Source organism: Streptomyces sp. NPDC029292, from assembly GCF_055569295.1.
The window spans coordinates 529,267-543,459 of record NZ_JBVHXR010000002.1 but is presented as its reverse complement, the minus strand read 5'-3'; the positions used below and the strand labels follow the sequence as shown (position 1 = coordinate 543,459).

General features: G+C 70.4%; 13 protein-coding genes. 5 read left to right on the top strand and 8 right to left on the bottom strand.

Going from position 1 to position 14,193, the window contains the following annotated elements; all coding sequences use genetic code 11:
• Positions 1-110 precede the first annotated feature (110 nt).
• From ACZ4WS_RS07360 to ACZ4WS_RS07330, 7 genes are all read right to left on the bottom strand, one after another.
• A complete protein-coding gene (locus ACZ4WS_RS07360) occupies positions 111-1,805 on the bottom strand; it encodes a dipeptide ABC transporter ATP-binding protein (protein WP_467978345.1) in 1,695 nt (564 codons plus the stop codon).
• Between the two features lie 98 nt (positions 1,806-1,903).
• Positions 1,904-3,028 carry an ABC transporter permease gene (locus ACZ4WS_RS07355; protein ID WP_467978009.1) on the bottom strand — a complete coding sequence of 375 codons (1,125 nt, stop codon included), beginning with the start codon at positions 3,026-3,028 and terminating at the stop codon, positions 1,904-1,906.
• Positions 3,025-4,017 carry an ABC transporter permease gene (locus tag ACZ4WS_RS07350; protein ID WP_467978007.1) on the bottom strand — a complete coding sequence of 331 codons (993 nt, stop codon included), beginning with the start codon at positions 4,015-4,017 and terminating at the stop codon, positions 3,025-3,027. The genes ACZ4WS_RS07355 and ACZ4WS_RS07350 overlap by 4 nt, the downstream gene beginning before the upstream one ends.
• Positions 4,018-4,021: 4 nt before the next feature.
• Positions 4,022-5,740, bottom strand: coding sequence for an ABC transporter substrate-binding protein (locus ACZ4WS_RS07345; protein ID WP_467978005.1), 1,719 nt, complete (start codon positions 5,738-5,740; stop codon positions 4,022-4,024).
• Between the two features lie 220 nt (positions 5,741-5,960).
• A complete protein-coding gene (locus ACZ4WS_RS07340; RefSeq protein ID WP_467978003.1) occupies positions 5,961-6,053 on the bottom strand; it encodes an Ms4533A family Cys-rich leader peptide in 93 nt (30 codons plus the stop codon).
• Between the two features lie 56 nt (positions 6,054-6,109).
• Positions 6,110-7,627, bottom strand: a complete 1,518-nt coding sequence (locus ACZ4WS_RS07335) for a DUF3152 domain-containing protein (RefSeq protein WP_467978001.1) — start codon at positions 7,625-7,627, stop codon at positions 6,110-6,112.
• Between the two features lie 8 nt (positions 7,628-7,635).
• Positions 7,636-8,625, bottom strand: a complete 990-nt coding sequence (locus tag ACZ4WS_RS07330) for an alpha/beta fold hydrolase (protein ID WP_467978000.1) — start codon at positions 8,623-8,625, stop codon at positions 7,636-7,638.
• A 158-nt stretch (positions 8,626-8,783) separates the two neighbouring features.
• Here ACZ4WS_RS07330 and ACZ4WS_RS07325 point away from each other — a divergent pair, with 158 nt between their 5' ends.
• From ACZ4WS_RS07325 to ACZ4WS_RS07310, 4 genes are all read left to right on the top strand, one after another.
• Positions 8,784-9,002: a hypothetical protein gene (locus ACZ4WS_RS07325; protein ID WP_467977998.1), complete on the top strand. Its 219-nt coding sequence runs from the start codon at positions 8,784-8,786 to the stop codon at positions 9,000-9,002.
• A gap of 251 nt (positions 9,003-9,253) precedes the next feature.
• Positions 9,254-9,895 carry a TetR/AcrR family transcriptional regulator gene (locus ACZ4WS_RS07320; protein ID WP_467977996.1) on the top strand — a complete coding sequence of 214 codons (642 nt, stop codon included), beginning with the start codon at positions 9,254-9,256 and terminating at the stop codon, positions 9,893-9,895.
• 135 nt (positions 9,896-10,030) lie between these two features.
• A complete protein-coding gene (locus ACZ4WS_RS07315; protein ID WP_391352148.1) occupies positions 10,031-10,258 on the top strand; it encodes a DUF3107 domain-containing protein in 228 nt (75 codons plus the stop codon).
• Between the two features lie 249 nt (positions 10,259-10,507).
• The gene (locus ACZ4WS_RS07310) at positions 10,508-10,777 is read left to right on the top strand and encodes a hypothetical protein (RefSeq protein ID WP_467977994.1); all 270 of its coding nucleotides are present in this window, start codon (positions 10,508-10,510) and stop codon (positions 10,775-10,777) included.
• A gap of 66 nt (positions 10,778-10,843) precedes the next feature.
• On the opposite strand, the gene ACZ4WS_RS07305 is transcribed toward ACZ4WS_RS07310, so the two are convergent.
• Positions 10,844-11,614: a ferritin-like fold-containing protein gene (locus ACZ4WS_RS07305; RefSeq protein ID WP_467977992.1), complete on the bottom strand. Its 771-nt coding sequence runs from the start codon at positions 11,612-11,614 to the stop codon at positions 10,844-10,846.
• A gap of 465 nt (positions 11,615-12,079) precedes the next feature.
• On the opposite strand from ACZ4WS_RS07305, the gene ACZ4WS_RS07300 reads away from it, so the two are divergent.
• A partial coding sequence (locus ACZ4WS_RS07300) for a DEAD/DEAH box helicase (protein WP_467977991.1) occupies positions 12,080-14,193 on the top strand: 2,114 nt, incomplete at its 3' end.

Here is a 14,193-nt window from a genome sequence, read left to right as displayed (position 1 = left end):
ATCGCGCCACCAAAAGGGGTGAACGGCCGTAACTTTCCCGTGCGGGTCGCGTTCCGTCGCGCTAAGGGATCAAGCAGTTACGTTTCGTTAGGTCACGGCCGGTCTCCCCCTCACACCGCGGCCAACTCCCTGCGGGCGGTGCGACGCTGTGCCGCGACCTCCGGATCGAGCGCCGGTACGGCGGCCAACAGCTGCTTCGTGTACGGGTCCCGCGGGGATTCGTACACCTCGTCGGCGGGCCCGTACTCGACGATCCGTCCGCGCCGCATCACGGCCACGCGGTCGCTGACCTGGCGTACGACCGCGAGATCGTGCGCCACGAAGACCAGCGCGAGCCCGAGCTCTCGCTGCAATTCGGCCAGCAGGGCCACCACCTGGGCCTGTGTGGTGACGTCGAGCGCGGAGACCGGCTCGTCGCAGACGATGGCACGCGGTTCGGCCGCGAGCGCCCGCGCGATACCCACGCGCTGGCGCTGTCCGCCGCTGAACTCGTGCGGGTAGCGGTCGTAGTGGGCCGCTTCGAGCCCCACACGCTCCAGCAATTCCCGCACGCGCACCCGTATCCGCCCCTCGTCCCGCTCCCCGCGCGCCCGCAGCGGGTCGGCGATCGACTCACCCACGCTGCGCCGGGGGTTGAGGGAGGAGACGGGGTCCTGGAAGACCATCTGCACGGAGGGGCTCACACCGGACTGCTCACGCCCCTCGTAGCGGACCGCGCCGGACGTGGGCTCCAGGAGCCCCACGAGCATCCGTCCCAGGGTGCTCTTCCCGCTGCCGCTCTCGCCCACGATGCCGAGGGTCTCGCCCCGGTGAATCGCCAGAGACACGTCGTCCACGGCCGCGAACCGCCGCTTCCCGCGGCCGAATTCGCGCCGCAGGCCCACCGCCTCGAGGACGACCTCCTCCGACACGACTGCGTCCGACACGGCCTCGTCCAACACGGCCTCGTCGGCCTCGTCCGACACCGCCTCGTTCAACACGGCCTCGTTCGACATGCCCCCGCCCGTCGTACGCGCCACGCTCCCGCCCGTCGTACGCGCCACGTCCACGCGCGGTACGGCGCCGAGCAGTTCTTGGGTGTATGTCTCACGCGGCGCGCCGAGGACCGCGCCGACCGCTCCGTGCTCCACCGCACTCCCGTGCCGCATGACGAGAACCTCGTCGACGCTCTCGGCGGCGACGCCCACGTCGTGCGTGACCAGGAGCAGCCCCATCCCGGTCTCCTCGCGCAGCGTGTGCAGGAGGTCGAGGATCTGGGCCTGGACGGTCACGTCGAGGGCGGTGGTCGGCTCGTCGGCGATCAGGAGGTCGGGTTCGCAGGCCAAGGCCATGGCGATCAGGGCGCGTTGGCGCATGCCGCCGCTGAACTCGTGCGGGCGCGAACGTGCACGGCGGGCCGCGTCCGGGATGCCGACGCGGTCGAGCACCTCGACGGCACGCGCGCGTGCCGCTCGCCGGGACGCCTTCATGTGGACCCGGTACACCTCGGCGATCTGGTCGCCGACCGCGTAGTACGGGTCGAGGGACGACAGCGGGTCCTGGAAGACCATGGCGGCCTTCCCGCCGCGCAGCCGCCGCAGTTCGTCGTCGGACGCCTCCTGTACGTCCACGCCGGCCACGCGCACCGTACCGCCGACGCGCGCCCCCGTGCCCCGGTGCAGCGCCAGCAGGGCGGACGCCACCGTGGACTTGCCGGAGCCGGACTCGCCGACCAGACCGAGCGCGGCGCCCTTCTCCAGCCGGAAGGAGAGCCCGTCGACGGCACGCAGGCTGCCGAACTCGACCGAGAGGTCGCTGACTTCCACAAGGGTGCCGTCACGATTGCCGTCATGGCTACCGTCATGACTGCCGCCACGATTGCTGTCACGACCGCCGTCACGACCACCGTTGGCTTCCACAGGAATCACGACAGCACCACCCGTCGGTCGGCCACCGCGAACAGCACGTCCGCGACGGCGTTGGCCAGGACCACGAAGAAGCCGGTGACCAGGACCATGCCGACGACCACCGGAAGGTCGACGACGTTCACCGCGTGCACGAGTTCGCGCCCGATCCCGGGCAGCCCGAACATCGTCTCGGTGAGCACGGCGCCGCCGATCGCCGACCCGAAGTCGTTGGCGGTCAGCGCGATGACCGGCGCGACCGCGCCCCGCAGGGCGTGCCGCCCGATGATCGAGCGCTCCCCCACGCCGTACGCGCGGAAGGTGCGCACATGGTCCTCGGCGAGCGTCTCCAGCATCGAGGCCCGGGTCAGCCGGGCGTACTTGGCGGACTCGATCAGCGCGAGGGCCAGCCAGGGCAGCAGCAGGTTCCACGCCCACTGCTCGGGGTCCTCGGTGAAGGGCACGTACTGCGGGAAGGGCAGCCACTGGAGCTGCCCGCACACGACGATCATCAGTACCAGGCCGATGACGAAGACGGGCGTGGCCGTGCCGGCGAGCGTGAGGCCGGTCAGCACCCGCTCGGTGATCCGGCCGCGCCGCCAGGCGGACAGCACGCCGGTGCCGACACCGATGATCAGCCACAGCACCATCGCGCCCAGCACCAGCGAGAAGGTGACCGGCAGCTTCGCCCAGATCAGCTGGGTGACCTGCTCGTCGCCCTGGTACGAGATCCCGAGGCAGGGCGCCCCGCAGTGCTGCACGGACGTACCCGTCGAGTAGTCCTGCCCCGCGAAGATGCCCTCGAGGAAGTGCCAGTAGCGCAGGTACAGCGGATCGCCGAGCTTCAGCTGCTCGGCGACCTGGTGCACTTGGGCGGGCGAGCAGCGCGGACCGCAGGTGATCTGGGCGACGTTGCCGGGGGCGACGTAGAAGACCAGATAGATGATCACGGAGATCGCGAGCAGGGTGACGACGGCGCCGACCAGGCGCCGTACGACGAAGCCGAGGAATCCACCGAAGCCGAGGAATCCAAGGGACCCCAGGGAACCGCTCAACCCCTTGAAACCGCCCGCCCCCTTGAAGCCGCGCAACCCCTTAAAGACGCCCAACCCCTTGAAGCCGCTCAGTTCCTTGAAGCCGCTCATGCCTTGGCCTCCCGCTTGCGTCCCGTGCCGACGCGCAGTCGCGAGGAGGCGCGCGGGTCGAGGGCCGTGCGCACGCCGTCCCCGAGGACAGTCAGCGCCAGCACGGTGATGAACAGCGAACCCGCCGGCAGCAGCAGATACTGCGGCGCCGCCTGGTACCAGACGTCGGCCGCGGTGAGCATCTGTCCCCACGACGGGGTCGGCGGCTTCACGCCGACGCCGAGGAAGCTGAGCGCCGCCTCGACGGTGATGTTGATGGGGACGAGGAGGGCGGCGTACGTGATGACGGGCGCGGCCAGCGCGGGCAGCAGTTCGCGGCGGGCGACCCGCCAGGAACCCCAGCCGCTGAGCCGGGCGGCGGCCACGTAGTCGAGCTCCTTGAGCGTCAGCGTATGCGCGCGCACGATCTTCGCGGTCGAGCCCCAGGCCACCAGGCCGATGATGAGCGCGACCAGGACGGGCCGCGGAAAGTCGCTGGGCACGATCGCGAGCAGCGCGAGGGACACGATCATCAACGGCATCGCGACGATGATGTCGGTGGCACGGCTCAACAGTTGATCAACCCATCGATTGCCGAGGCCGGCCGCGACACCCACGACGACCCCGATGAAGATCTGCACCAGCGTCGCCGCGAGCGCGACACCGAGGGAGACCCGGGCGCCGTACACGAGCCGGGCGAAGAGATCACGGCCGGTCTGCGGTTCGATGCCGAGCCAGTGGTCGCCGCTGATGCCGCCGAGGGACCCCGTGGGGACGCCACCGCGCGCGGAGTCCACCAGGCTCGGATGGTAGGTGGTCGGGTCCTGGCCCTCGATCGCCGTGAGCAGCGGTGCGGCGAGCGCGACCAGGACGAGCAGCGCGACGACGGCCGCCGCGACGAGGGCGGCGCGCTGCGTACGCAGTCGCCGCCAGAACTGACGAGCCCCCGAGGCCCCCGGGACGGACGTGTCCGTCCCGGGGGCCTGAGAGGCGACAAGTGCCTCGCTCACTGTGCTACTTCACCGCGACCTGTGACGGGTCCAGGACGCCGTCCCAGTCGCTGATGACGATGTTCTTGATGTCCTTGCCGTACAGCCGCTTGTAGACCGGGTGGAACAGCGGCACGGTCAGTGCCTGCTCGCCGATCTTCTTGTCCAGTGCACCCCAGCGCTTGGCGGCCTCGTCAAGATCGGTCAACTTGTTGATCGCGTCAATCTCGGCATTGACGGACTTGTCATTGAGGAAGCCGGTGTTGAAGTTCGCGCCGTCCGTGACGATCTGGCGGCCGTCGAAGATCGGAGCCAGGAAGGGACCGCCCGAGGGCCAGTCGGCTCCCCAGTGGGCGAGGAAGAAGCCGGGCTCGGTCTTGACGCTGTGGATCTTGTCCGAGTAGTCGTTCTCCTCCAGGCCCTGGAGCTTGACGGTGATTCCGGCCTTCTTCAGGGCGTCCTGGATGGCGGTCGCGATCTCCGGGCTGGTCTCGAAGTCCTTGGAGTTGGAGTGGGTGAGCGTGATGGTGAGCCCGTCCTTGTAACCGGCCTCCTTCAGCAGCTCCTTGGCCTTGGCCGGGTTGCCGGACTTGCCCGCCGGGAAGGCGTCGTACGGCGTGTAGCCGAAGGACTTCTGGTTCGGCAGGTAGGTGGTCGCGGCCTCGGCCAGCGACGAACCACCGGCCGCGTTGACCACCGACGTACGGTCGATGGCGTACGAGATCGCCTGCCGCACCTTCGGGTCGTTGAACGGCTTCGCCTTCGGGTTGAAGGCGATGTAGTTGGTGTAGCCGAAGTGCCCGGTGCCCACGCGCGCGGCGAGTTCCTTGTCGCCGGAGACCTTGGCGAGCTCGGCCGGGCCGAGGTTGGTGTCCGTGGTGATGGCGGTGGCGTCCGCACCCTGGGACGCGGACAGCCGCTGGTTGATCACGGACGAGTCCAGACCCGACCGTACGTCGATCTTGTCCGGGTAGGACTTGCGCTCGGCATCGGTCGACGCGGACCAGTACTTGTTGCGCTCCAGGATCAGCCGCTCACCGTCGTTCTCGTTCGAGACGACCTTGTACGGGCCGGACGAGACCGGGTGCTCCTCGTACTTCGTGCCCTTGTCCTTGGCCTTCGGGACGGGCGCGAACTGCGTCTGCGTGGCCAGGTAGGGGAACTCGCCCTCGGGCTTGTTGAGGCGGAAGACGATGGTGGAGGCGTCCGGCGTCTCGATCGAGGCGAGGCCCTTCTTGTCCTTGTACGGGCCCTGGTAGTCGGCGCCGCCGATCAGCCAGTCCCTCAAGTAGGGGGCGCCGCCGGAGAGTTCGGCGGCGAAGGAGCGCTCGATGCCGTACTTGATGTCGGCGGACGTGATCGCGGTGCCGTCCTCGTACTTGAGGCCCTTCTTCAGGGTGTACGTCCACACGGTCGCGTTCTTGCTGGGGCGGCCGGTGTCGGTGGCGAGGTCCGGGACGACCTTGGCACCGGCGGCACCGTTCTCACGGTTGCGCGTGGTGAGCGTACGGAAGACGAGGGAGGGGATCTTTCCGCCGCCGGAGGTGTAGAGGCGCGCCGGGTCGAAGTCCTGCTGCGGGTTGGAGTTCAGGACCGTCAGCGTGCCCCCCTTCTGCGGCTTGGAGTCGCCACCGGCGCCGTTGGCATCGTTGTCCTTCGGCCCGCAGGCGGCGGCACCCGCTGCCACGACGAGGCTGACGGATGCCGCGGCCACGCGGCGCGCTATGACGGACGGTTGACGCATCGGAAGACGACCTCTCGAATGATGAGACGGATTGACGCAGAGTGAGACGGAAAAGAGCAGAGTTCGCCCCGGGCGTCATACGTCAGGTGTCTCAGATATCTCCGGTGTCTCCGGTGTCGAAGTCCGACGGAGAGGGATCCGCGCATCGACGATCCGCACATCGGCAAGGGATGCACGCGGACCATGCGGGAGAGAGCGACGCACTCGCCAGGGGCGGGCGTCAGCGACAGTGAATATCGGCCACGCAGAGCGCGGTCACGCCGATCAGCGCCAGCTCAATGGCGGCGCATGCGGAGGCGTGACGAGGCGACATGCGGAGAAATATGAACGAACTTTCGGCGCATGTCAACGTGACCTGTGAGGCCCCTGTCAACTCCCCGGATACGGCCAGGGGTTGGCCAGGCAGTGGATTCCGTCGTGATCGAGGAACTTCGTCTGCTGCTGCATGACGGGGGCGAGTTCGCCGTCCTTGTCGCAGGTGACGTGGCCGTATCCGAGCCGGTGACCGACCTCGTGATTGATGAGCATCTGCCGGTACGCGTGAATTTTGTCACCGTAGGTCTTGGAGCCCTGGGCCCACCGGTAGGCATTGATCATGACGCGCTCGGTGGACGCCGAGTCGCACGACACGTTGTCCTCGGTCGTGTCGAGCCCGGACTTGGCGCACCACTTGGCGGTGGTGCCGGGGCTCGCCAGCGTGATCACGAAGTCGGGCTTCCCGGAGGAGATCCGCTCGAAGGTACGGCCGCCGTTGTGGGCCCAACTCCGGTCGTCGTTCAGGGTCTTCTGCACGGCCTGCGCGAAGAGCTCCGCGTCGAGACCGAGTCCCTGCTCCACGTCGACGCGGTAGGTGTACTTGCGCCCCGTGCCGGGCGCCTTGTCGAACCCGAGGACCGCGTCGAACTTCCCGGACCCCTGGAGCGTGGCGCCGAGCGCGTACGTCTTGCCCATCTTCTGGCCGTACGTCAGTGTCGTCGCGCTCGGTGTCCCGGACGGGGTCGGCTGGTCGTCCCCGCGCGAGGCGGAGTCCTGGGTCTCCCGGTCGCCGCCGGCGGCGGACTGCGTACTCGCTGCGGAGTCCTCGCGCCCGATGGCGACCTGTCCGGCCACGACGACGGCCAGCACGGTGGTGACGGCGGCCGCCGCGATCCCGGTGAACGCCCGGCCCTTGCCGCCCTTGCCCTTCTCCGGCTCCCCGGCCTCCGGCAGCGGCCGCTCGTCCACCTCCGCGTCCCAGTCGGTGACGGAGTCGTACGGATCAGTGCCGTGTGTCGCGCCGTCGCGGGGCGCGAAGACGTCGTCGTCCTCGTCGAGGTCGAAGGCGTCGACGTACGCCTGCCGCGGACCCGGCGCGGACCCCTGACGCTGCCGGGGGATCCGGGGTCCGGGATAGCCGGGCGGCATGCCTTGCGGGGCACCTTGGGGCACACCCGGAGCGCCTTGCGGAGCGCCTTGTGGCATGCCACCTCTGAACTGCCCCCAGCCACCGCCCGGTTCACGCTGCTCGGGGTGACCACCGCGCACTTGGGGGACGCCGTGCGCGGGGGTCCCGTCGGGGAAGCGCGGCACACCGTGCGCCGGAGTCCCGTCGGCCATCCGCGGGATACCGTGCGCGGGCGTCCCGTCAGAGAAGCGCGGCACGCCATGCGCCGGAGTCCCATCAGGGAAGCGCGGCACCCCCCGAGGCGGAGTCCCGCCCGGAGGATGCGGTCCCAGGGCACCCGGAGGCGGAGCCGCCGCACGGCGAGCGGAACCGGGGCCGGAGCCCGGAGCAGGGGCCGGTCCCGGAACCGCACCCGGCACCGGAACCGCAGTTATCTCCGAGGTATCGCTCTTGTCGGCCTGGTCGGCCTTGTCGGCCCGCCCCCGACGACTGTGACGTCCCACGCCCCGCCTCAGCTCCCCACGCCGGCAGCAGTCTCGGAGGTCAACTCGCCCGTGTCCGCGAGGAGTTCACGAAATGCCGTGGCGACCGTCTCCGGGTATTCCATCATCGCGACATGCCCCGCCTCCGGCAGCGTCAGCAGCCGTGAGTCGCGGAAGGTGCGGGCAGCGCGCTGGGCCATGCGGTACGCGACGAGCTGGTCGCGGCCGCCGTAGACGAGGAGCGTCGGCGCGAGGACGCGCTCGGCCTGGCGCCACAGCCCGTGCTGGCCACCCAGCGTGTACGCGTTCACGACCCCGCGCGCCGACCGCACCATGGCGTCCCAGAAGTAGGGGAGGGCGAGCCGCCGCTCCATCTCCTCGACCGCCTCGCGGAACCCCTCGGGCGTCACCATGCCGGGATCCCCGTAACAGAGCGCCATGACCCCATGGACACGCTGCTCGGCGCTCCAGTCCTTGGTGAGCTTCGTGAACAGGCCCGCCACCCCGGGGACCGCGAGCAGCGCGGTCGGCCACGCGGTGCGCTGCGCCCGGATCTCCGGCAGCGCGGGCGAGACCAGCGTGAGGGTGCGGACGAGATCGGGCCGTACGGCCGCGACGCGCGTGGTGACGGCCCCGCCGAGCGAGTTGCCGAAGAGGTGCACGGGACCGCGCGCGGCCGCGTCGAGGTAACGGATGACCGCGCGCGCGTGCCCGGTGACCGAGTAATTCCCGTCGTCCGGGGGCGGCGAGTCGCCGAAGCCGGGCAGATCGAGGGCCTCGCTGTCCACGAGCCCGTCGAGCAGCGGCATCAGCGCCGACCAGTTCTGCGAGGAACCGCCCAGGCCATGCACGTACAACGCGGGCGGCAGCCCCTCACGCGTCGGCGGTCTCGACCGCACCGTCAGCGTGATCCCCGGCAGACCGACCGATCGCAGCCGTTCCCCCGCCGCGACCCTGACGGTACCGACCTTCGGCGTGACAGTGGTGGCCAGCACGGGCGGCAGCTCGGTCGAAGACATGCGGCAATGTTACGAGACGATCACGCAGTGGTTCATGTGTTCGCCGTCACAGATCGTGCGCGGATCGCATAGCGCCCCGATCGGGTGTCTCCTAGGCTTCAGACGAGGGCACTCGTACTCGTACAGGAGCGCGCTCGCACCGCTCGGGAAGAGGAACCATGACAATCGACCCGACAGACCCCGCGACCTTCGACGACCGGTTCCGGGAGATCCTCGACGCGGAAACCCCAGAAGCCGACGCCGCCGAGCAGCTCACCGATCTGAACCCACCCGACGACGAGAACCCAGAGCCCGTCGGCGACCCCGACAACGCCAATGAGGCGGATCTCGCCGAGCAGGCCAGAGTCGTAGAACTCAACGAAGACGATTACCGGTGAGGCGGCGGCGCGACGGCACTGATCAGAGGCCGGCGGGGTGCTGATCGGACGTCGGCAGGGTGCCGATCGGACGGCCGGCCGAGTTTCGGCCGGGGCGAAGCATCCGCCTCGCCCCCATTCGGCACCCTCTGCGCCGCTATCGCCCGCGTCCGGTCCGTGAAATTCTGCGCTCGCACCGCGCACACCGGGGTTACCGAAAAGTACGATGGCGGCGCGGCGCACACCGCATGTGGACAATTTTGGGAGGCGGCGTGACAGCCATCGAGCAGACAGAGGCAGCACGCCCGCGGGGCACTCGCCTGCCGCGCCGTGCCCGACGCAACCAGCTCCTCGGCGCCGCCCAGGAAGTGTTCGTTGCACAGGGGTACCACTCGGCCGCCATGGACGACATCGCCGAGCGCGCGGGCGTCAGCAAGCCGGTTCTCTACCAGCACTTTCCGGGCAAGCTCGACCTGTATCTCGCCCTGCTGGACCAGCACTGCGAGTCGCTGCTCCAGGCGGTACGAGCCGCACTCGCGTCCACCACGGACAACAAGCTGCGCGTCCGCGCCACGATGGACGCCTACTTCGCGTACGTCGAGGACGACGGCGGCGCCTTCCGGCTGGTCTTCGAGTCCGACCTGACGAACGAGCCCGCGGTCCGCGAGCGCGTAGACAAGGTCACGCACCAGTGCGCGGAGGCGATCTGCGACGTCATCGCGGAGGACACCGGTCTCTCGCGCGCCGAGTCGATGCTCCTCGCCTCGGGCCTGGGCGGCCTCGCCCAGGTGGTGGCCCGCTCCTGGCTGCACAGCGACCGCAGCATCCCGCGCGACCAGGCGGTCCAGCTGCTGACCTCGCTGGCCTGGCGCGGCATCGCCGGCTTCCCGCTGCACGGCACCGATCACCACTGACCGGTCGTTTGTTCCCACCCACTGTTCGCTCCTGGCGTTCTTGGGCGGAGCGTGTACGTCCCCTCACCGGGCTAATGTGTGCTGCGTACGGCGCGGACGAACGCGCACATCACTGACCGTCGGAGGGACAAAGCCGTGGAGGTCAAGATCGGCGTGCAGCACGCGCCCCGCGAGATCGTTCTGGAGAGCGGTCAGACCCCGGAAGAGGTCGAGCACGCGGTGTCCGAGGCGCTGGCCGGCAAGTCGCAGCTGCTGAGCCTCGTGGACGACCACGGCCGCAAGGTCCTGGTTCCGGCCGACCGCCTCGCGTACGTGGAGCTCGGTGAGCCCACGCAGCGCAAGGTGGGATTCAGCGCGCTGTAGTTCGAGCGAGCGGAAAGGGGCCCGGTGACACTGTCACCGGGCCCCTTCGCTTGCTCACCAGCGCGTTCGCCTGCCCGCCGGCCCGATCGCCGGCTCAGACCCCGGACGGGGCACAGACGGAGCGCAGACGGATGCCCGGACGGATGCGACGGAGCACAGACAGCCCACAGGGGAGGATTGCATTCCGCACGTCAGGGGTAAGACCGGCTACGACCGATTTGCACCGGCCGTGCGGGAGGGACCCCCACCATGTTCTTGGAAGCGCTCGGCTCCGCGATGCTCGGTCTCGCGCTGGCGTGGGGGGCGGCATACCGCCTGCCCCACCGGCTCCCGGACCGCCGCCTGGTCCTGTCGACCGGCGTGGCCGGAGCCCTGTTCGGTGCCTTCCTGACGCACACCGCGCTGGGCGCCGGTCACTTCCTGGTGATCCTCCTCGGCGCGGTGGCGGTCTCCGCGGCGCTGCTGTCCCTGCTGCTCCGCCCGGCGGAACGATTTCGGCGCCGCTCAGCAACGGCATAACCCGTTCCCCAGGCCTCGTTTCCGCAGGCCCCGCTTCCGCAGGCCCCGCCTTCGCAAGCCGCCCGGTTAGGCCGCGAGCCCCAGCGCGGCCATCCGCTTCGTGTGCGCCTCGGTGATCCGCGAGAACATCCGGCCGACCTCCGCGAGGTCGAAGCCGTCCGCGACGCCGCCCACGAGCATGGTCGACAGGGCGTCACGGTCGGCGACCACGCGCTGCGACTGGGACAGGGCCTCGCCCATCAGCCGTCGCGCCCACAGCGCGAGTCGGCCGCCCACGCGCGGGTCCGCGTCGATCGCGGCGCGCACCTTCTCGATGGCGAAGCCGGCGTGCCCGGTGTCGTCGAGGACGGCGAGGACGAGGCCGCGCGTGTCCCCGTCGAGCCGTGCCGCGACCTCACGGTAGAAGTCGCTGGCGATCGAGTCGCCGACGTACGCCTTGACGAGACCCTCCAGCCAGTCCGAGGGTGCCGTCTGCTTGTGGAAGCCGTCGAGCGCGGCGACGAAGGGCTCCATGGCCTGCGTCGGCTCCGCGCCGATCGCCGCGAGCCGGTCCCGAAGCTGCTCGAAGTGGTGGAACTCGGCCGACGCCATCTTCGCCAGCTCCGCCTTGTCGCTGAGCGTCGGCGCCAGCTTGGCGTCCTCCGCGAGCCGCTCGAACGCCGCGAGCTCGCCGTAGGCGAGCGCTCCGAGCAGGTCCACGACCGCGGCGCGGTACTGGGGGTCCGCGGAGGCCGTGTCCCAGTCCTGGGCGGCGACTCCGGTGGCCGCGGGAGCGGTGTCGTCAGTGGCCTCGGCGGGTGTGGCAGCGGCGTTGTCAGGCGTCGTCATGAAGCGCACAATAGCCCGCTCACCGCAACAGGGAAGTCCCTGGTCAATCAGTGTGACGACCACTACGTGACCAAATCGGCCATCGCATATGCGCGATTCCAGGGTATGGTGGTAATGCGCCCGGCGAGTATTCGACGGGCCGCACGAATGAGGATGCCCGGTCGGTGGCCCGATCGGCTCCGACCCGACAGCCCTCCTCGTCCGTACGGCACATTGCGTACGGACGATACGGAGGGACCCTCAGCGGTACGAGCGCTCGAGCGTCGGCAGTGGTCCCATGCCACCCGGCCCGCTGGTCAAGAGCGGCCGACGTCCCCCCGGCACGGTCCCGACACGACCCCCGCGCTCGCCTCGCACCGCGTACACAGAAGAGGCAGCACCCTGACTACGACTTTCCGCGATCTCGGCATCCTTCCCGAGACGGCCGAGGCCCTTGAGGCCGTCGGCATCATCAGTCCCTTCCCCATCCAGGAGATGACGCTCCCCGTTGCCCTGTCGGGCACCGACGTCATCGGCCAGGCCAAGACCGGCACCGGCAAGACGCTGGGCTTCGGCCTTCCGCTCCTCGAGCGCGTCACCGTCCCCGCGGACGTCGAGGCGGGCCGGGCCCAGCCCGAGCAGCTCACCGACGCCCCGCAGGCCCTCGTCGTCGTCCCGACGCGCGAGCTGTGCACCCAGGTGACCAACGACCTGCTGACCGCGGGCAAGGTCCGCAACGTACGCGTTCTCGCCATTTACGGCGGCCGGGCGTACGAGCCGCAGGTCGAGGCCCTCAAGAAGGGCGTCGACGTCATCGTCGGCACCCCGGGCCGGCTGCTGGACCTCGCGGGCCAGAAGAAGCTCAACCTCAAGCACATCAAGGCACTCGTCCTCGACGAGGCCGACGAGATGCTCGACCTGGGCTTCCTGCCCGACGTCGAGAAGATCATGAACATGCTGCCGGCCCGCCGTCAGACGATGCTGTTCTCGGCCACCATGCCGGGCGCCGTCATCGGCCTCGCGCGCCGCTACATGTCGCAGCCCACGCACATCCGCGCCGCCGCGCCGGACGACTCGGGCGCGACGGTCGCGAACACCAAGCAGTTCATCTACCGCGCGCACAACATGGACAAGCCCGAGCTGGTCGCCCGCATACTGCAGGCCGACGGCCGGGGTCTGGCCATGGTCTTCTGCCGCACCAAGCGCACGGCGGCCGACCTCGCCGACCAGCTCCAGCAGCGCGGTTTCGCCTCCGGCGCCGTCCACGGCGACCTCGGCCAGGGCGCCCGCGAGCAGGCGCTGCGCGCCTTCCGCAACGGCAAGGTCGACGTCCTCGTCTGCACCGACGTCGCGGCCCGCGGCATCGACGTCGAGGGTGTCACGCACGTCATCAACTACCAGTCCCCCGAGGACGAGAAGACGTACCTGCACCGCATCGGCCGCACCGGCCGCGCGGGCGCCAAGGGCATCGCGATCACCCTCGTCGACTGGGACGACATCCCGCGCTGGCAGCTGATCAACAAGGCGCTGGACCTCGGCTTCAACGACCCGCCGGAGACGTACTCCACCTCCCCGCACCTCTTCGAGGAGCTGAGCATCCCGGCCGGCACCAAGGGTGTCCTGCCGCGTTCCGAGCGCACCCGCGCCGGGCTCGCGGCCGAGGCGGTCGAGGACCTCGGCGAGACCGGTGGGCGTGGCGGTCCGCGCGGCCGTGGTGGCCGTTCGTCGGCGCCGTCGACCGCCGAGCGCGAGCGTGAGCGCCCGGCGCGTACGCCGCGTAGCCGCCGTCGTACGCGCAACGGTGCGCCGCTGGCGGAGACGTCCACGTCTCCCGAGACGACGACCGAGTCCGCCGCCACGGAGGCCAATGAGCCCCGCACCCCGCGCCGCCGTCGTCGTACGCGCGGCGGGGCGTCGGAGCAGGTCGCGGCCACGACAGCCGTCGAGCCGTCGGTCACCGAGGCTCCCGAGGCCGCCCAGGCCGCCGTGGTGACGGCGGAGGGCGTCGTCGACGAACCCGCCAAGCCGCGTCGCCGCCGCACCCGCAAGGCTGTCACCGAGGCCGCCGTGGCCGAGGCCACCGCTGTGGTCGTCGAGGACTCCGCCGAGGAGCCCGAGGTCAAGCCGCGCCGTCGCACCCGCAAGGCTGCCGAGGCCGTGGTCGACACGGCCGAGGGCGTCACGGAGGCTCCGGCGAAGGCACGCCGCACCCGCAAGACCGCCGCGGCCCCGGCCGACGCGGTCGAGGCCGCACCGGAAGCCGCCGAGGCCAAGCCGCGACGGACTCGAGCCAAGGCCGCGACCGCTGAGGCTGCGGAAGCCGCCGTGGACACCGCCGAGGCCGCGGAGACCAAGCCCGTGCGTCGCCGCACCCGCAAGGCCGCCGTCGCCACCGTCGAAGCCGAGATCCCGGCCCAGGCCGCCGAGGAGCCCGAGGTCAAGCCGCGCCGTCGCACCCGTAAGGCTGCCGAGGCCGTGGTCGACACGGCCGAGGGCGTCACGGAGGCTCCGGCGAAGGCACGCCGCACCCGCAAGACCGCCGCGGCCCCGGCCGACGCGGTCGAGGCCGCACCGGAAGCCGCCGAGGCCAAGCCGCGACGGACTCGGAC

What these genes read in the sequence shown, in the direction of transcription:
- ACZ4WS_RS07355 (WP_467978009.1), bottom strand. Translation starts at nt 3,028, where the DNA reads ATGAGCGGCTTCAAGGAACTGAGCGGCTTCAAGGGGTTGGGCGTCTTT.
- ACZ4WS_RS07345 (WP_467978005.1), bottom strand. Translation starts at nt 5,740, where the DNA reads ATGCGTCAACCGTCCGTCATAGCGCGCCGCGTGGCCGCGGCATCCGTC.
- ACZ4WS_RS07340 (WP_467978003.1), bottom strand. Translation starts at nt 6,053, where the DNA reads ATGTCGCCTCGTCACGCCTCCGCATGCGCCGCCATTGAGCTGGCGCTG.
- ACZ4WS_RS07330 (WP_467978000.1), bottom strand. Translation starts at nt 8,625, where the DNA reads ATGTCTTCGACCGAGCTGCCGCCCGTGCTGGCCACCACTGTCACGCCG.
- ACZ4WS_RS07325 (WP_467977998.1), top strand. Translation starts at nt 8,784, where the DNA reads ATGACAATCGACCCGACAGACCCCGCGACCTTCGACGACCGGTTCCGG.
- ACZ4WS_RS07310 (WP_467977994.1), top strand. Translation starts at nt 10,508, where the DNA reads ATGTTCTTGGAAGCGCTCGGCTCCGCGATGCTCGGTCTCGCGCTGGCG.